Origin of the sequence: Streptomyces shaanxiensis, assembly GCF_039537145.1 — a bacterium.
GTDB classification, from domain to species: Bacteria; Actinomycetota; Actinomycetes; order Streptomycetales; family Streptomycetaceae; genus Streptomyces; species Streptomyces shaanxiensis.
The window spans coordinates 1-16,758 of record NZ_BAAAZY010000029.1; the positions used below are offsets into that span (position 1 = coordinate 1).

Annotated in this window: 14 protein-coding genes, 3 tRNA genes and 1 pseudogene; 10 read left to right on the top strand and 8 right to left on the bottom strand. The window is 71.2% G+C overall.

Annotated elements, in window-relative coordinates; all coding sequences use genetic code 11:
• The 5 genes and pseudogenes from ABD932_RS40125 to ABD932_RS40145 form a co-directional block, all read left to right on the top strand.
• Positions 1 to 710 (top strand): annotated as a pseudogene (locus ABD932_RS40125) (DNA polymerase III subunit gamma and tau); the annotation flags it as partial.
• A gap of 107 nt (positions 711 to 817) precedes the next feature.
• Positions 818 to 2,071: a phosphoribosylamine--glycine ligase gene (purD, locus tag ABD932_RS40130; RefSeq protein WP_345020968.1), complete on the top strand. Its 1,254-nt coding sequence runs from the start codon at positions 818 to 820 to the stop codon at positions 2,069 to 2,071.
• A 381-nt stretch (positions 2,072 to 2,452) separates the two neighbouring features.
• Complete coding sequence (locus ABD932_RS40135) at positions 2,453 to 4,330, top strand: hypothetical protein (RefSeq protein WP_345021074.1); 1,878 nt, start codon at positions 2,453 to 2,455, stop codon at positions 4,328 to 4,330.
• A gap of 262 nt (positions 4,331 to 4,592) precedes the next feature.
• On the top strand, positions 4,593 to 6,083 hold the full coding sequence (locus ABD932_RS40140; protein WP_345020970.1) for a N,N-dimethylformamidase beta subunit family domain-containing protein: 1,491 nt from the start codon (positions 4,593 to 4,595) through the stop codon (positions 6,081 to 6,083).
• Positions 6,084 to 6,204: 121 nt separating this feature from the next.
• Positions 6,205 to 7,104 (top strand): phosphoribosylaminoimidazolesuccinocarboxamide synthase, encoded by a 900-nt coding sequence (locus tag ABD932_RS40145; RefSeq protein WP_345020972.1) that lies wholly within the window; start codon positions 6,205 to 6,207, stop codon positions 7,102 to 7,104.
• 46 nt (positions 7,105 to 7,150) lie between these two features.
• Here ABD932_RS40145 and ABD932_RS40150 read toward each other — a convergent pair.
• The 8 genes from ABD932_RS40150 to ABD932_RS40185 all read right to left on the bottom strand — a co-directional run bounded on the left by ABD932_RS40150 (position 7,151) and on the right by ABD932_RS40185 (position 11,729).
• Positions 7,151 to 7,223, bottom strand: a tRNA-Gly gene (locus ABD932_RS40150).
• Positions 7,224 to 7,245: 22 nt separating this feature from the next.
• The gene (locus ABD932_RS40155; RefSeq protein ID WP_345020973.1) at positions 7,246 to 7,896 is read right to left on the bottom strand and encodes a response regulator; all 651 of its coding nucleotides are present in this window, start codon (positions 7,894 to 7,896) and stop codon (positions 7,246 to 7,248) included.
• Positions 7,893 to 9,125, bottom strand: coding sequence for a sensor histidine kinase (locus ABD932_RS40160; protein ID WP_345020975.1), 1,233 nt, complete (start codon positions 9,123 to 9,125; stop codon positions 7,893 to 7,895). The genes ABD932_RS40155 and ABD932_RS40160 overlap by 4 nt, the downstream gene beginning before the upstream one ends.
• A 17-nt stretch (positions 9,126 to 9,142) precedes the next feature.
• Entirely contained in the window at positions 9,143 to 9,922 is a 780-nt protein-coding gene (locus ABD932_RS40165; RefSeq protein ID WP_345020977.1) for an ABC transporter permease, read from the bottom strand.
• Positions 9,919 to 10,878 (bottom strand): ABC transporter ATP-binding protein, encoded by a 960-nt coding sequence (locus ABD932_RS40170; RefSeq protein ID WP_345020979.1) that lies wholly within the window; start codon positions 10,876 to 10,878, stop codon positions 9,919 to 9,921. Before ABD932_RS40170 ends, ABD932_RS40165 begins: the two co-directional genes overlap by 4 nt.
• Before the next feature lie 143 nt (positions 10,879 to 11,021).
• Positions 11,022 to 11,094, bottom strand: a tRNA-Gly gene (locus ABD932_RS40175).
• Positions 11,095 to 11,174: 80 nt separating this feature from the next.
• Positions 11,175 to 11,246, bottom strand: a tRNA-Gly gene (locus ABD932_RS40180).
• A 165-nt stretch (positions 11,247 to 11,411) separates the two neighbouring features.
• The gene (locus tag ABD932_RS40185) at positions 11,412 to 11,729 is read right to left on the bottom strand and encodes a histone-like nucleoid-structuring protein Lsr2 (RefSeq protein WP_126393296.1); all 318 of its coding nucleotides are present in this window, start codon (positions 11,727 to 11,729) and stop codon (positions 11,412 to 11,414) included.
• Between the two features lie 280 nt (positions 11,730 to 12,009).
• On the opposite strand from ABD932_RS40185, the gene purS reads away from it, so the two are divergent.
• The 5 genes from purS to ABD932_RS40210 all read left to right on the top strand — a co-directional run bounded on the left by purS (position 12,010) and on the right by ABD932_RS40210 (position 16,688).
• A complete protein-coding gene (gene purS, locus ABD932_RS40190; RefSeq protein ID WP_015659417.1) occupies positions 12,010 to 12,273 on the top strand; it encodes a phosphoribosylformylglycinamidine synthase subunit PurS in 264 nt (87 codons plus the stop codon).
• Positions 12,270 to 12,950: a phosphoribosylformylglycinamidine synthase subunit PurQ gene (purQ, locus tag ABD932_RS40195; protein ID WP_345020981.1), complete on the top strand. Its 681-nt coding sequence runs from the start codon at positions 12,270 to 12,272 to the stop codon at positions 12,948 to 12,950. The genes purS and purQ overlap by 4 nt, the downstream gene beginning before the upstream one ends.
• Entirely contained in the window at positions 12,947 to 15,205 is a 2,259-nt protein-coding gene (gene purL, locus ABD932_RS40200; protein ID WP_345020983.1) for a phosphoribosylformylglycinamidine synthase subunit PurL, read from the top strand. The genes purQ and purL overlap by 4 nt, the downstream gene beginning before the upstream one ends.
• 120 nt (positions 15,206 to 15,325) lie before the next feature.
• A complete protein-coding gene (locus tag ABD932_RS40205) occupies positions 15,326 to 15,826 on the top strand; it encodes an ArsR/SmtB family transcription factor (protein WP_250087759.1) in 501 nt (166 codons plus the stop codon).
• A gap of 22 nt (positions 15,827 to 15,848) precedes the next feature.
• Complete coding sequence (locus ABD932_RS40210) at positions 15,849 to 16,688, top strand: M23 family metallopeptidase (RefSeq protein WP_345020985.1); 840 nt, start codon at positions 15,849 to 15,851, stop codon at positions 16,686 to 16,688.
• The last annotated feature ends 70 nt before the right edge of the window (positions 16,689 to 16,758 follow it).

Consider the following 16,758-nt stretch of genomic DNA (forward strand, 5'->3'; position numbering starts at 1 on the left):
CACCACCCACACCCGCTCCCACCGCCGGCGCGGCACCCGCCTACGCGCCCCCGAGCGGCGGACCCGACCCCCGCATGCTCTGGCCGAACATCCTGGAGGCGGTCAAGAACCGCCGCCGCTTCACCTGGATCCTGCTCAGCCAGAACGCCCAGGTGGCCGGCTTCGACGGCACCACCCTCCAACTCGGCTTCGTCAATGCCGGAGCCCGCGACAACTTCGCGAGCAGCGGCAGCGAGGACGTACTGCGGCAGGCGCTGGCCGAGCAGTTCAACGTCCAGTGGAAGATCGAGGCGATCATCGACCCGTCGGGCGGAGGCTCGGCCGCCCCGGCGGCCGGCGGCACCTCCGGCTTCGGCGGAGGCGGTGGCTACGGCGGAGGCACCGGCGGTCACGGCGGTGGCGGCAACAGTGGCTACGGCGGTGGGGGCTACGGCGGTGGCGGTACGACCGCGCAGCCCCCGGCCCCTCCCCAGCCGAACCCCACCGCGCCCACCCCACCCCCGACGGCCTCGTCGGCTCCGGCACCGACCGCCGCCCCCGCCCAGGCACCCCGGCCCTCCGCAGCCCCGGAGCCCCCGGCCCATGTCGCCCCCGAGGACGACGTCCCCGAGGACGACGACCCCGACCTCAACGAGTCGGCACTGTCCGGCCACGACCTGATCGTGCGGGAGCTGGGGGCGACGGTGGTGGAGGAGTTCACGAACGAGTAGGGGGCTCTCCCTGGGGTGACGCCGAGCGCCGGGCTTGGAGGAACGTACAGGTCACCAACCCCCGGCCACTCATCGCCCCGCACAAAAACCCCGTTAGGCTGACCCCCGTGAAGGTCCTCGTCATCGGTAACGGCGCCCGCGAACACGCCCTGTGCCGCTCCCTGTCCCTCGACCCCGACGTCACCGCGCTGCACTGCGCCCCCGGCAACGCCGGCATCGCCGAGGTCGCCGAGCTGCACCAGGTCGACGCCCTGGACGGCAAGGCCGTAACCGCGCTGGCCACGGAGCTGGGCGCCGACCTCGTGGTCGTGGGGCCGGAGGCACCGCTCGTCGCCGGGGTCGCCGACGCCGTGCGCGAGGCGGGCATCCCGGTCTTCGGGCCCTCCGGTGAGGCCGCGCAGATCGAGGGCTCCAAGGCCTTCGCCAAGGACGTGATGGCCGCGGCCGGCGTTCCGACGGCCCGCTCCTACGTCTGTACGACCCCCGCCGAGGTCGACGAGGCGCTCGACGCCTTCGGCGCCCCGTACGTCGTCAAGGACGACGGCCTCGCCGCCGGCAAGGGCGTCGTCGTGACCGCCGACATCGAGGCGGCCCGGGCACACGCCAACTCCTGCGAGCGCGTCGTCATCGAGGAGTTCCTCGACGGCCCCGAGGTCTCCCTCTTCGCCATCACCGACGGCGAGACGGTCGTCCCGCTCCAGCCCGCCCAGGACTTCAAGCGCGCGCTCGACGGCGACGAGGGCCCCAACACCGGCGGCATGGGCGCGTACTCCCCGCTCCCGTGGGCGGACCCGAAGCTGGTCGCGGAAGTCATGGAGACCGTTCTCCAGCCGACCGTCGACGAGATGCACCGTCGCGGCACCCCGTTCTCCGGTCTTCTCTACGCCGGTCTGGCGATCACGTCGCGCGGCGTCCGCGTCATCGAGTTCAACGCCCGTTTCGGTGACCCCGAGACCCAGGTCGTCCTGGCCCGCCTGAAGACCCCGCTGGCCGGCGTCCTGCTGGCCGCCGCCAAGGGTGACCTCGACGACCTGGAGCCCCTGCGCTGGAGCGAGGACGCCGCGGTCACCGTGGTCGTCGCCTCGCACAACTACCCCGGGACCCCGCGCACCGGCGACCCGATCAGCGGCCTCGACGAGGTGGCCGCCGAGGACGCCCCGCACGCCTACGTCCTGCACGCGGGCACCAAGCGCGACGGCGACGCGGTCGTGAGCGCCGGTGGCCGCGTCCTGTCCGTCACGGCGACGGGCAAGGACCTCACCGAGGCCCGCGACCGCGCGTACCAGGCCGTCACCCGCATCAAGCTCGACGGCTCCCAGCACCGCACGGACATCGCGGCGAAGGCGGCGGAAGGCGCGTAGCGCAGGGCGCGCAACCGCCCGCGCGACCAAACCCATCGGGCTCCGATAAACCCAACAGGCCCCGAATCCGTCTCAGGATTCGGGGCCTGTTCCCTGCCTGGATTCCCGTCGGCCCGCCCGCCGGGTTCCTCCCGGGATCAAGGGCCTGATCCTCGCTGTCCGTCATCCACCTCTCCCCAAAGCCATTCCATCGAGTGACCGATGCCCCATCCGGCTGACGTGGGTCGACGCCCCAACTAGGGTGCGGCGCAAGCGTTCCGGCACTTGGCCCACCGGCATTGCGATGTCAGTGGTGGGTGCCACAGTGGGGGAGTGACCAAAGCCAGGACAGTTCGGACAGCCAGGGCAGCGCGGAGGGGGTGAGGTCCGGCCGTGACCGGTATGGGTGTCGAGGTGGGTGCGCAGGCCGCGCGTGGCCGGGCGCTCGCCGTGCTGCGCATCCGCAGTCGCGCGCTCGCCGTGGCCCTGCTGCCCGCGGCGTTCGCCGTGGTGCTGCTCGTCGGCGCCTCGACCGGCCACCTCGTAGGCCCGGGCTGGCACGCCGCCCGCTGGGTCGTGACTCCCGTCGCCGTCCTCGTCCTGATCGCCGCCGCCGTCATCGCCCTGGTCGTCGCCCGCGCCCGCCCCGCCGTCACCCCGACGGTCCCGATAGCCGAGGAACAGGCCCCGGACCTGTACCGGATGGTGCGCGACCTCGCCGACCGCCTCGACGTCCCCGCCCCGTCCGCGATAGCGCTCACCCCGGACTGCGACAGCTGGCTGGAGGACCGCACCCACCCGTCCCACGGCCCGCCGCCGAGCGAGGACGACGACGGGCTGGGCGGTCTGCGCGGCGGCGCCATGCGCGGCGGGCCCCGCCGTGCGCCCGTCGCCCCCGTCCTCGTCATCGGCTCCCCGTTCCTGTGGTGGATGCGCGTCGGCGAGCTGCGCGCCGTCCTCGCCCCGGTCGTCGCCGGTACGGGACCCTCGGCGCACCCGGACATAGCCCAGGCCCGGCGCTTCGTCCGGGGCCTGGACGCCGCCGTGGCCGTCGCCTCGACGAGCGGCCGTTGCCCGGGATCCCGGGCGGTGTGCGCGGGCATCGGCTGGGTCGCGCGGGTGCTGCTGCGCAGTTGCCGGGACCACGCCACCGAGATGGAGCGGGGCGTGGCCGCGGCCGCCGCCGAGCGTGCACAGGCTGTGGATTACGGACTGCGGATCGTCGCCCAGGAGCAGGTCGGGCTGGCGTACGCGGGCTGGGACCGGCTGCTCACCCGGGTCGCGCTGCCCGCCTGGCGGATGGGCCGCTGGCCGTCGCGGCTGGACGCGGGCGTCGTCGCGGCGCTCACCGAGCTGTCCCGCCGGGACCGTCTGGCCGAGGGCTTCGCCTCCCGGCTGGGTGAGCGCCCCGCCTGTGACCTGCTCGAAGAGCCCGGCGCGGTCGACGAGGCGGCCTCGCTCCTCGCCGCCCGCCTCTTCCACGGCGGCCCCGCCGAGCCCGGCCCGGACTGGTCGCCGGTGGACTGGCAGGCGTATCCGGAGGAGGTCGTCGACCGCAAGTGGCGCACCGACGCCGCCCGCCTCCACCGCGTCCTCGACGCCCTCGGTGTCCGCCGCACCACCGAAGGCACACCTCCGGAGGCGGACGGTCCGACCTTGGCCCGCGTCCTGGAACACCTCGCGACCCCACGGGCGTCCACAGCCACCGGTCTCCCCGCCGCTGGTCTCCCCGCGACCGGTCTCCCAGCCGCCGACCCCACCGCCGCCCACGGCAGCCCCGGCCGGCCCTCGGAACCCGTCGAGGCACCGAAGCCGCCCAAGCCCCCCAGGGCCCCCTACGCGGCCATGGCCGAGGAGGCCTCCCTCGAGGACGAGGACCAGGAAACCGAACGAAGCTCCGCCCTCGCCGCCGGGCTGACCGCCGAACTTGCCCGCGAGGAGGCCGCGACCCCGGCCGAGCAGAAGGCGTCCCCCGATCCCGGCACCACCCTCCTGGACACCGGCGCGCTCCCCGTCTTCCCGCTCCAACCACCCCGCACCGCCCGCGAGTTGCTCACCGACCACGTGACGGCGATGGTGTGCTGCGCCGCGATGGACACCGCGGGTGCGATCCCCGGCCTGGACTGGCTCGACGGCCCCACCCTCCTCATCGACGGCGAGCGGGCGGCCGACCTGACCCCGAGAGTCCTCAGCCTCATCGAGGACGGCGATCCGGTACCCCTGCGCGCCTGGCTGGTGGAGTCGGGGATACGCCCGGAGAAGCCGGTACGCCTGGTCTGACGTCCGTACCAGGTCGGAAGCCCCGGTTCCACTTTCGGCCAATTCGCAACGAATAGTGACAGGATGCGTGCGGAATGTGATGTGCTGGGATCGATAGCGCATATGGCAAGGGCTTACGACATACGACAGGCACACAAAAGCCCACGCCACGCGACAGAAACCGCAAGCGCAGTCAGCGCCCGTACCGGCGCACGGCGCTCGACGCACCACCAGACGCACGACCAGACGCACCACCACGGGGGCACGAGGGAGGGGTACGGCCATGGGATCCGAGCAGATCCGCCGCTGGGAGTCGGGCGCACTCGCGCACGCCGTGACGGACCCCTTCGGTCAGGGCCCCGTCCCCTGGCTCCGCGGCAACGTGACGTACTTCGACGACACCGGCCAGGTCGTCCCCTGGTACGTCGACGGCCAGGCCCACCCCCCGACGTCGGACACCCCCAGGGTCCCCGCGCCCCGCAGCGCCGGCCCGCGCTCCGCCGACGACGTCCGCCGCCAGATCAAGGGCTTCACCTCCACCGGCGCGGTCGCCCCCGGCGAGGCCGTGGACTTCCACATCACCGTGGACCCGCCCCAGGAGTTCGCCGTCGACGTCTACCGCATCGGCCACTACGGCGGTGACGGCGCCGCCAAGATCACCACCAGCCCCCGCCTCTCCGGCATCGTCCAGCCCCCGCCGCTCACCGCCGACCGCACGGTCTCCTGCCACCACTGGTGGCTGTCCTGGCGTCTGCAGATCCCGAGCTACTGGAGCATCGGCGCGTACGTGGCCGTCCTGACCACCGCCGACGGCTACCGCTCCCACATCCCCTTCACCGTCCGCGACAAGCACCCCGCGGACCTGCTCCTGCTCCTGCCCGACGTCACCTGGCAGGCCTACAACCTCTACCCCGAGGACGGCCGCACCGGCGCCAGCCTCTACCACGCCTGGGACGAGGACGGCCGCCTGCTCGGCGAGGCCGAGGCCGCCACCACCGTCTCCTTCGACCGCCCGTACGCGGGCGCGGGCCTGCCCCTGCACGTCGGCCACGCCTACGACTTCATCCGCTGGGCCGAGCGCTACGGCTACGACCTCGCCTACGCCGACGCCCGCGACCTGCACGGCGGCCACGTCGACCCCACCCGCTACCGCGGCCTGGTCTTCCCCGGCCACGACGAGTACTGGTCGACGAGCATGCGGCGCACCGTCGAGCTCGCCCGCGAGAACGGCACGTCCCTGGTCTTCCTCTCCGCCAACACCATGTACTGGCAAGTGGAGTTGGGCCCCTCCCCGTCCGGCGTCCCCGACCGTCTGATGACCTGCCGCAAGCGCCAGGGCCCCGGCCGCTCGGTGCTCTGGCGGGAGATCGACCGCCCCGAGCAGGAGGTGATCGGCATCCAGTACGCGGGCCACGTCCCCGAGCCCCACCCCCTGATCGTCCGCAACGCCGACCACTGGCTGTGGGAGGCGACCGGCGCCCAGGAGGGCGACGAGATCGCGGGCCTGGTCGCGGGCGAGGCCGACCGCTACTTCCCGCGCACCCCGCTCCCCGAGCACGAGGAGCGCATCCTGCTCGCCCACTCCCCGTACACCGACCGCGAGGGCGCCCTCCGCCACCAGGAGACCTCCCTCTACCGCGCCCCCTCCGGCGCCCTGGTCTTCGCGTCCGGCACGTTCGCCTGGTCCCCGGCGCTGGACCGCCCGGGCCACGTGGACACCCGCGTCCAGCGCGCCACCGCGAACCTCCTGGACCGCATCTGCAAACGTGACTGAGCTCCACCAGAGCCTCCATTCCAACTTGCTCCGAAGGGCCCTCCAGCAGACCCCCACCCAAGGGCGATCCCCGGCCATACGGGAGAATCGAGCCACTTGGACAGAACCACGGGGAGGAACCGTGTCCGGATTCGTAGAAAAGCCCGAGCCGATCCAGGTTCCGGGCTTGGTACACCTGCACACCGGCAAGGTGCGCGAGCTGTACCAGAACGAGGCGGGCGACCTCGTGATGGTCGCCAGCGACCGCATGTCCGCCTACGACTGGGTGCTGCCGACCGAGATCCCCGACAAGGGCCGCATCCTCACCCAGCTCTCCCTGTGGTGGTTCGACCAGCTCGCCGACCTGGTCCCCAACCACGTGCTGAGCACCGACGTACCCGCCGGCGCCCCCGCCGACTGGGCGGGCCGCACCCTCGTCTGCAAGTCGCTGCAGATGGTCCCGGTGGAGGCCGTGGCCCGCGGCTACCTCACCGGCTCCGGCCTGCTCGAGTACAACGAGTCCCGCACCGTCTGCGGCCTCGCGCTCCCCGAGGGCCTGGCCGACGGCAGCGAACTCCCCGCCCCGATCTTCACCCCGGCCACCAAGGCGGCGGTCGGCGAGCACGACGAGAACGTCTCCTACGAGGAGGTCGCCCGCCAGGTCGGCGCCGACACCGCCGCCCAGCTGCGCCAGGCCACCCTCGCCGTGTACTCCCGCGGCCGGGACATCGCCCGCGACCGCGGCATCATCCTCGCGGACACCAAGTTCGAGTTCGGCTTCGACGGGGAGACGCTGGTTCTCGCCGACGAGGTCCTCACCCCGGACTCCTCCCGCTTCTGGCCGGCCGACACCTGGCAGCCGGGCCGCGCGCAGCCGTCGTACGACAAGCAGTTCGTCCGTGACTGGCTGACCTCGCCCGCGTCCGGCTGGGACAGGAAGAGCGAGCAGCCCCCGCCGCCGCTGCCGCAGGAGGTGGTGGAGGCGACCCGGGCGAAGTACCTGGAGGCGTACGAGCGCCTGACGGGCACGAGCTGGAGCTGATCCCACGAGAAAGGCCCCGGTCCAGTGGACCGGGGCCTTCATCAAGAGCGAACGACGAGGTTCGAACTCGCGACCTCAACCTTGGCAAGGTTGCGCTCTACCAACTGAGCTACGTTCGCATGCGCCGTGGCGCGAGAACCACTATACCCAACCTCGCTCCCGTGCGAGCCGCACCGCCGCGTGCCGGTTCTCCGCCCCGAGTTTCGAGACGGCGGACGACAGATAGTTCCGCACGGTCCCCTGCGACAGCGCCGCCCGCTCCGCGATCTCCGCGACGGGCGCCCCGTCGGCGGCGAGTTCCAGCACCTCGGCCTCCCGGGCGGTCAGCGGGGAGTCCCCGGCGGCGATGGCGTCGGCGGCCAACTCGGGGTCGACGTAGCGGTTTCCGGCGTGCACGGTACGGATGATCTCGGCGAGCCGCTGAGCGCTGACGGTCTTCGGGACGAACCCGCGCACACCCGCCGCAAGGGCCCGCTTCAGATGCCCGGGCCGCCCGTGACTGGTCACGATCAGCACCTTGCAGCCGGGCAGTTCGGCCCGCAGAGATGTGGCGACCTTCACACCGTCCGCCCCCGGCATCTGGAGATCCAGCACGGCGACGTCCGGCTCGTGCGCCCGCGCCATCGCCAGGGCTTCCGTCCCGCTCGCCGCCTCGGCGACGATCACGAGGTCGTCCTCCAGCGAGAGCAGCGTGGCGAGCGCACCCCGGATCAGATGCTCGTCGTCGGCGAGCAGCAGCCGTACGGGCCCGGTCGCACGGTCGGTCATACGCCCGCTCTCCAGGCTGGTCATACGGTGACCTCCCGCACACCCGCGCCTGCCCCCGCCAACGGCACCTCCGCCACCAGCCGGAACACCCCCTCCCCGACCCGACCGGCCTTCAGCGTCCCGTCCACCGCGGCCAGCCGCTCCCGCAGCCCGGCCAGGCCGGAGCCTCCACCCCCGTCGGAGGCTCCGGCAGCCCCGTCGTTCTCCACCGTCAACATCACACGCCCCTCCGACACCCGCACTCCCACCAGACACCGCTCGGCATCCCCGTGCCGCAGCACATTGGTGGTCGCCTCCCGCACCACCCACGCCAGCGCCGACTGCACCTCGACAGGCAGCCCGGCCGCCTCCCCGGTCACCTCGCACTCGATCCCGGCCGCGGTCAACACCCCTTGCGCACCGGTGAGTTCGATCCCCAGGTCGGCCTCCCGGTACCCCCGTACGACGTCCCGCACCTCGCGCTGCGACTCCTGCGCGATCCGCTGCACCTCGATCATCTGCTCCACGGCCTCGGGCCGCCCGCGCCGCGCCAGCTGCACGGCGAGCTCGCTCTTCAGGGCGATGACCGCCAGGTTCCGCCCCATCACGTCGTGCAGATCCCGCCCGAACCGCAGCCGCTCCTCGGCGACCGCGAGCCGGGCGCGGGTCTCGCGGGCCTCGTCGAGTTCGTAGACGGCCTTGAGGAGCCAGACGGAGAAGAGGGCGATGAAGGCGAGGAAACCGCCGCCGAGCAGCACGATCGGGGTGATGACCAGCGCGGCGAAAGCGGACCCGCTGATCAGGAGCACGACGAGCCCCGAACCCGCGGCGAAGCCCGCGACGACGGCGTACACGCGCCTGCGGCTGTGCACCCCCAGCGCGATGTTGCCCACGCCGAAGAACACGACGACGCTGAAGAGGCTGCCGGCCGCGGAGTCGACGCCGTCACCCTTCGGACCGTACTCGACCACGGCGAGAGCCGTGGCGGCGACCGCCGCGGTGACGGCGCCGAGCGTCCACAGCAGTGGTACGGGCTGCTCACGCCGGCCGCGCACCCAGTCCACCGCCCGCGACACGACCAGGGCGCAGACCGTCGCGTGCGCGCACACCAGGAGCATCATCCAGCCGCCCAGTTCGGCCCCCATCTCGCCGGTGACCGGCAGGGCGACCGTCACGACCTCCATCCCCGCGAAGAAGTGGAACGACCACCTCGTGTACGTCTCGACCTTCGCCGGCGTGCTCTTCCCCCGCCACCACGTACCTGGCCCGCGCATCCGCCGTCCCCCCTGCTTCAGTGCCGCGGCTCCCACCGGAACCACCGTCGTACAGCCAACACGGCCAGGACCGTCCAGGCCAGCCCGGTCATCACGGGACCGACCACCTCGTACGCCGACAGCTCGCCGGTCCAGCCACCGCGCACCAGGGTGATCACCGGGGTCAGCGGCAGCAGTTCGCACACCGACGCCACCCGGTCCGGCAGCACCTCCAGGGGGACGAACATCCCGGAGAAGATCATGGAGACGAACAACACGGGCAGTGTCGTGACCTGCGCACTCTCGACGGTACGGGTGAAGGACGCGGTCACGGCGGCCAGCGACGCGCACAGTACGACCCCCAACAGCAGGCCCAGCACGGCGAGATGGGGAGCGCGGGGCGCGCCCACGTCGAGCAGGACGGCGCAGCCGCCCGCCAGCACCAGGCTCTGCGCGAGGCCCGTGGCCACGGCCGGCAGCGCGGCCCCCGCCAGGATCTCGGTGTCCTTCAGCTCGCCGGTGCGCAGCCGTTTGAGGACGAGTTCCTCGCGCCGGGCGGTGTAGACGGCGACGAGCGTCGCGTACACCGCGTAGAGCAGTGAGAAGCCGATCGAGGCGGGCAGTATGACCGTGCCGAGGGTGAGACCGGCCTCCGCCAGGTCCATCTCCTTCGCCGCCATCTGCGCGCTGAAGGGCAGCACCAGCGGCACGAACAGCGCCGCGAACAGCGTGCCCTTGCTGCGTCCGAGCAACGTCAGCTCGGCCCGGGCCAACGCCGTCATGCGCCCCACCGGGGTGGTCACCGCTGCCGTACTCATGCCGCGTACTCCTTCGTCCCGGCAGCTTCCGCCGCCTCCCGTGCGATCCCCAGGAACGCCTCCTCCAGCGACGCCGACCGCACGTCCAGCCGCCGCAGCTCCACCCGGGCCGTGTCCGCCCACACCAGCAGCCGCGTCGCGGTCCGCTGCAGCTCGCGGGTGCGCAGCCGTACGACGCGCCCGTCGACCTCGTGCTCGCACACGCCCATGTCGGCGAGGGGCGGCAGGTCTCCCACGAAGTAGCCCTCGGGCAGCTCGAAGGAGATCCGCGAAGGCTGGGCCGCCGTCACCTCGGCCGGTGTCCCGGCCGCCGCGATGCGCCCCTCGTGCAGGATCGCGAGCCGGTCGGCGAGGTTCTCCGCCTCTTCCAGGTAGTGCGTGGTCAGCAGCACGGTCGTACCGGCGTCCCGCAGCTCCCGCACCAACTCCCAGGTGTCCCGGCGCCCTTCTGCGTCGAGGCCGGTCGTCGGCTCGTCCAGGAACAGCACCTCGGGCCTGCCGATCAGCGCGAGCGCCAGGTCCAGCCTCCGCCGCTCACCGCCGGACAGCTGCTTCACCCGCACCCCGGCCCGCCGCCCGAGCCCGACCAGCTCCAGCGCCTCCGCCTGCGGCATGGCCCCGCTCACGCAGCCCGCCCACATCCGCGCGGTCTCGGCGACGGTCAGCTCGGACGGAAACCCGCCCTCCTGCAGCATGACCCCGGTGCGGGGCCGTACGACGTCCCGCTCGGCGTACGGATCGTGCCCGAGCACCCGGACGTTTCCCCCGGCCGGCCGGGCGAGCCCTTCCAGCAGCTCCACGGTCGATGTCTTGCCCGCGCCGTTGGTGCCGAGCAGCGCGAAGACCTCGCCGCGGTCCACGGAGAAGGAGATTCCGCGCACCGCCTCGAACCCGCCCCCGTACACACGTCGCAGGTCGGTGACCTCAATCACGTGTTCGTGTTCGTTGGTGTTCATGACACCAGCGTCCCGGCGATCCGAAGCCGGAAGCAGTGCGCGCTGTCACCACTCGGCATGACAAATGTCAGAGGCCCGGTGGGAGCACATGACGGGAGCACACGAAAAGACCCCGGTCCATCAGGACCGGGGTCTCATTCCCGAGCGGACGACGAGGCTCGAACTCGCGACCTCAACCTTGGCAAGGTTGCGCTCTACCAACTGAGCTACGTCCGCATTGCCTCCGACCGGCTCTCACCGATCGGTGCGAGCACCAGCCTACCTGATCCACAACAGTGGTTCGTACGGCGGTGCAGAGCGGGTGACAGGAATTGCACACTGCGCCTTCCCCCTGGAAGGGGGATGTTCTACTACTGAACTACACCCGCAAGCCTCCGCGAGCTGGGCTTTTCCGGCCCGCCCGGCGGCGTGTCCCAGACATTAGCTGATCGGCAGGGGGGTAGCGCAAGTCGGTTGCCGCGCCCGCCCAAGTCGGCTGTCCTCAGGGCCCGCTGACGGGCCCTGAGGGGGCCCGGACATGCCTCAGCCCGGCGTCACTGCGCCGCGCTGAACGCCTCGTAGACCTTCTTGGGGATCCGGCCGCGGGCCGGCACCTCCATCTTGTTGGCCTGGGCCCAGGCCCGGACGGCCGCCGGGTCCGGGGCGACCTCGGTCTGCTTGTACGCCTTGCCTGACTTCGACCGCTTACGGCCGGCGTCCACGTAGGGCGCGAGCGCCTTACGCAGTTTCTTGGCATTGGCTTCATTCAGGTCGATCTCGTACGACTTGCCGTCGAGTCCGAAGGCGATCGTTTCCGCCGCTTCTGAGCCGTCGATGTCGTCAAAGAGCGTGACCACGACCTTCTGCGCCACGAATATCGGTCCCTTCGTACCGGCACGCTGACAATTCATTTGTACAGTGCCCGACAATGCGATGTGAAGCCCGACTAAATCCTCCCGCGTGTCCGAGCGCAATAGGTATCGGGTGTCGATCTGGGATCTTTTCCGGAACTTTTCGCCGCCCGTCGCTCTTGCTCCCGGTCGTGACAGCCGTCACGTAGATTCCTACAAGTCGACGCGCGTAGAAATTTTGTGCAGGTAGTCTGAAACCACCTGCAGGAACCTGCTCAGCACCACACCACCGGGAGTGCACGTGGCACGCGTCGTAGTCGACGTCATGCTCAAGCCGGAGATCCTCGACCCCCAGGGCCAGGCGGTGCAGCGCGCACTGCCGCGGCTGGGTTTCGAAGGCATCTCGGACGTACGTCAGGGAAAGCGATTCGAACTGGAAGTTGACGGCCCGGTTGACGAGGCCGCGCTCGCCCGCATCCATGATCTTGCGGAATCCTTCCTCGCCAACACCGTGATCGAGGACTTCACCGTCAAGGTGGAGGAAGTCGCGGAGGCCGCGAAGTGACCGCTCGTATTGGCGTCGTCACTTTCCCGGGGAGTCTCGACGACCGGGACACCCAGCGTGCGATCCGCCTCGCGGGCGCCGAGCCGGTCGCCCTGTGGCACAAGGACAAGGACCTCAAGCAGGTCGACGCCGTGGTGCTGCCCGGCGGTTTCTCCTACGGCGACTATCTGCGGGCCGGCGCCATCTCCCGCTTCTCGCCGGTGATGGAGACGGTCATCGAGCAGGCGAAGGCCGGACTCCCGGTCCTCGGCATCTGCAACGGCTTCCAGGTCCTGACCGAGGCCCACCTCCTCCCGGGCGGGATGCTCGGCAACGACCACCTGCACTTCATCTGCCGCGACCAGAAGCTGCGGGTGGAGAACGCGGAGACGGCCTGGACCAGCGACTACAGCGAGGGCCAGGAAATCCACATCCCGCTGAAGAACATGGACGGCCGGTACGTGGCCGACCAGTACACGCTGGACAAGCTGGAGGCCGAGGGGCGGGTCGCCTTCCGCTACCTCGACTTCAATCCGAACGGCTCGCTCAACGACATCGCCGGCATCACCAACGAGGCCGGCAACGTCGTGGGCCTGATGCCGCACCCGGAGCACGCCGTCGAGCCCCTCATCGGGTCCGGCCGCACCGACGGTCTCCCGTTCTTCACCTCGATCCTCAAGAAGCTGGTCAACGCATGAGCCGGACGCCTCTGGACACGGTCGAGCACGCGGCCGCGACCCCCGACGTCGAGCTGCCCTGGGCCGAACTCGGTCTGAAGAAGGACGAGTACGAGCGGGTCGTGGAGATCCTCGGCCGCCGGCCCACCGGTGCCGAGCTCGCCATGTACTCGGTCATGTGGTCCGAGCACTGCTCGTACAAGTCGTCGAAGGTGCACCTGCGCCAGTTCGGCGAGAAGGCGCCGCAGAGCGACGCGCTGCTCGTCGGTATCGGTGAGAACGCCGGTGTCGTGGACGTCGGCCAGGGTTACGCCGTGACCTTCAAGGTCGAGTCGCACAACCACCCGTCGTACGTCGAGCCCTACCAGGGTGCCGCGACCGGCGTCGGTGGCATCGTGCGCGACATCATCGCGATGGGCGCGCGGCCGGTCGCGGTCGTCGACCCGCTGCGGTTCGGCGCTCCCGACCACCCCGACACCAAGCGCGTCCTGCCCGGCGTCGTCGCCGGTATCGGCGGCTACGGCAACTGTCTGGGCCTGCCCAACATCGGCGGCGAGGTCGTCTTCGACGCCTGCTACCAGGGCAACCCGCTGGTCAACGCCGGTGCCATCGGTGTGATGCGGCACGAGGACATCCACCTGGCGAAGGCGTCCGGCGCGGGCAACAAGGTCATCCTGTACGGGGCCCGGACCGGTGGTGACGGCATCGGTGGTGCCTCGATCCTCGCGTCCGAGACCTTCGACGACGCCAAGCCCTCGAAGCGTCCGGCCGTCCAGGTCGGCGACCCCTTCCAGGAGAAGCTGCTCATCGAGTGCACCCTGGAGGCGTTCGCCGAGAAGCTGGTCGTCGGTATTCAGGACCTGGGTGCGGCCGGTCTTTCGTGTGCCACCTCCGAGCTCGCCTCCAACGGCTCCGGCGGCATGCGCGTGACCCTGGACGACGTACCGCTGCGTGACTCCACGCTCTCGCCCGAGGAAATCCTCATGAGCGAGTCGCAGGAACGCATGTGCGCGGTCGTCGAGCCGGCGAAGGTCGACCGGTTCCTGGAGATCTGCGAGAAGTGGGACGTCATCGCCACCGTCATCGGTGAGGTGACCGACGGCGACCGGCTGGAGATCTACTGGCACGGCGGCAAGATCGTCGACGTCGACCCGCGGACCGTGGCGCACGAGGGCCCGGTCTACGAGCGCCCGTACGCCCGCCCGTCCTGGCAGGACGAGCTGCAGGCCGACGACGCGAACAAGCTGCCGCGGCCGGGCACGAGCGAGGAGCTGAAGGACCAGGTCCTGAAGCTGGTCGCCTCGCCCAACCAGGCCTCCAAGAAGTGGATCACCTCGCAGTACGACCACTTCGTGCAGGGCAACACCGTCCTCGCCCAGCCCGAGGACTCCGGCATGATCCGCATCGACGAGGAGACCGGCCTGGGCGTCGCCATCGCGACGGACGGCAACGGCCGGTACGCCAAGCTGGACCCGTACGCGGGCGCTCAACTGGCGCTCTCGGAGGCGTACCGCAACGTCGCCACCACCGGTGCCAAGCCGCTCGCCGTCTCCGACTGCCTGAACTTCGGCTCGCCCGAGGACCCGGCGGTGATGTGGCAGTTCGCGGAGGCCATCCGTGGACTGGCCGATGCCTGCCAGCAGTTGGGCACCCCGGTGACCGGCGGCAATGTCTCCCTCTACAACCAGACCGGCGAGGTGGCCATCCACCCGACCCCGGTCGTGGCGGTTCTGGGCGTCATCGACGACGTGGCCCGGCGGACCCCGGTCGCCTTCCAGGAGGAGGGCCAGCTGCTGTACCTCCTCGGCGACACGCGTGAGGAGTTCGGCGGTTCGGCCTGGTCGCAGGTCGTGCACGACCACCTCGGCGGGCTGCCGCCCAAGGTCGACCTGGAGCGCGAGCGCCTGCTCGCCGAGATCCTGATCTCCGCCTCCCGCGATGGCATGATCGACTCCGCGCACGACCTGTCCGACGGCGGCCTGATCCAGGCGGTCGTGGAGTCGGCGCTGCTCGGCGGCAAGGGCGCGCGCCTGATCGTCCCGGACGGTCTGGACGCCTTCACCCTCCTCTTCTCAGAGTCGGCGGGACGCGCGGTCGTCGCCGTGCCGCGCTCCGAGGAGCTCCGCTTCAACGACATGTGCGGTGCGCGGGGTCTGCCGGTCACCCGCATCGGTGTCGTGGACGGTGACTCGGTGGAGCTGCAGGGCGAGTTCGCGCTCTCCCTGGAGGAGCTGCGTACGGCGCACGAGGAGACCATTCCGGCGCTGCTCGCCTGAGTTCCGTAGCCCCGCAAGCCCCCGTCCGGTCCGCCGGGCGGGGGCTTCGTCGTGCGGTCACCGCGTGGCGCCGCCCTTCATGGGTTGCACGTAATTACGTAGTTCCGTAATATCGCAGGTGTGGAACTCGAACAACGCGTCGCCGACCTGGAGCGACGGCTGGCAGCGCTGGAGAATGCGCAGCACACCGCTCCCCGCCTCGGCGAGGGCGACTTCTGGGCGCTGGAGGGCTTCAAGGACCAGCTGGCCGGGCTGAAGGCGGCCGACGGAGGAGTGCTGTTCACCGGTGCCGTACGGCTGCCGACGGGGGAGCAGTACGAGTGGCAGCACGGCTCGCTGACCGAGGGCCTGCTGGACGCCGACTGGACCGAGGCCGCCGAGTCCTTCGCGGCGCTCGGCCACCCCGTCCGGATGCGGCTGCTCCGCGAGATCCTCGGCGGCCGGCGCACCGCGGCCGAGCTCGCCGAGCTGGACGAGGTCGGCACGACCGGCCAGATCTACCACCACCTGCGCCAACTGACCGGCGCGGGCTGGCTCCACACGACGGGGCGGGGCCGCTACGAGGTGCCGGCGGGGCGGGTCGTACCGCTGCTGGTGGCGCTGTCGGCGGCCCGTCCGTAATCACGACCGAACTGGGGGAACGATGTCCGCACGCAAACTCGTCAAGATCGTCTACCGCCTGCTGCAGCTGACCTTCTTCGGCCTGGTCATAGCCGATGTCTCGCTGGACCTGGGCCATCCGTGGTGGTGGAACTTCCTGCCGATCGTCCTGGCCTACGTGATCCTCGTCGTGGCCCACAGGTGGGGCGGCGCCCCGGACAGCCCTCGCGTGGCACGGGAACCCCTCGAGGTCGACCCGCCCGTCACCGGCCGCTGGTCCGCGCTGAACAGCCCGGCCGACCGCACGCCGAGCCATGGAACGCACGCCTACGGCCAGACGTACGCCATCGACGTCGTCGCCGAACCCGAGCCCGGCGCCCGCCCCGGCTTCCGCTGGCTGTGGCCGCTCGCCCGCCGCAACAGCGACTTCCCCGCATTCGGCGCGCCCCTGCTCGCCGTGGCCGACGCCACCGTCGTACGCGTCGTCGGCGATCAGCGCGACCACCTCAGCCGCACCTCTCTCCCCGCGCTGCTGTACCTGATGACCGTGGAGGCGTCCGTGCGCGACCTGGCCGGCGCCAAGCGGGTCGTCGGCAACCACGTCGTCCTCGACCTCGGCGACGGGACCTACGCGCTCTACGCCCACCTGCAACAGGGCTCGCTCACCGTCCGCGAGGGCGACCGGGTGACCGCAGGGCAGCAGCTCGCCCGCTGCGGCAACTCGGGCAACTCCACCGAGCCGCACCTCCACTTCCAGCTGATGGACGGCGCCGATCCGGACACCGCCCGCGGCGTCCCCTTCACCTGGCGCGGGATCGGCGTCCCCGGCAACCGCGAGATCTTCGAGGTGCCCGCTCCCGCAATGCCGTCGCAGCCCGTGTAGGCAGGCCGTCGTACAGATCCCGTCTACTGCGCCGTACCGCAAGTGACCTACTATCGGTCCGTCATCGCAC

Excerpts from the sequence above, each read along its gene's own strand:
- ABD932_RS40165 (WP_345020977.1), bottom strand. The coding sequence starts at position 9,922 with ATGAGTACGGCAGCGGTGACCACCCCGGTGGGGCGCATGACGGCGTTG.
- ABD932_RS40210 (WP_345020985.1), top strand. The coding sequence starts at position 15,849 with ATGTCCGCACGCAAACTCGTCAAGATCGTCTACCGCCTGCTGCAGCTG.
- ABD932_RS40140 (WP_345020970.1), top strand. The coding sequence starts at position 4,593 with ATGGGATCCGAGCAGATCCGCCGCTGGGAGTCGGGCGCACTCGCGCAC.
- purL (WP_345020983.1), top strand. The coding sequence starts at position 12,947 with ATGAGCCGGACGCCTCTGGACACGGTCGAGCACGCGGCCGCGACCCCC.
- ABD932_RS40155 (WP_345020973.1), bottom strand. The coding sequence starts at position 7,896 with ATGACCAGCCTGGAGAGCGGGCGTATGACCGACCGTGCGACCGGGCCC.
- ABD932_RS40170 (WP_345020979.1), bottom strand. The coding sequence starts at position 10,878 with ATGAACACCAACGAACACGAACACGTGATTGAGGTCACCGACCTGCGA.
- ABD932_RS40160 (WP_345020975.1), bottom strand. The coding sequence starts at position 9,125 with ATGCGCGGGCCAGGTACGTGGTGGCGGGGGAAGAGCACGCCGGCGAAG.
- ABD932_RS40135 (WP_345021074.1), top strand. The coding sequence starts at position 2,453 with ATGGGTGTCGAGGTGGGTGCGCAGGCCGCGCGTGGCCGGGCGCTCGCC.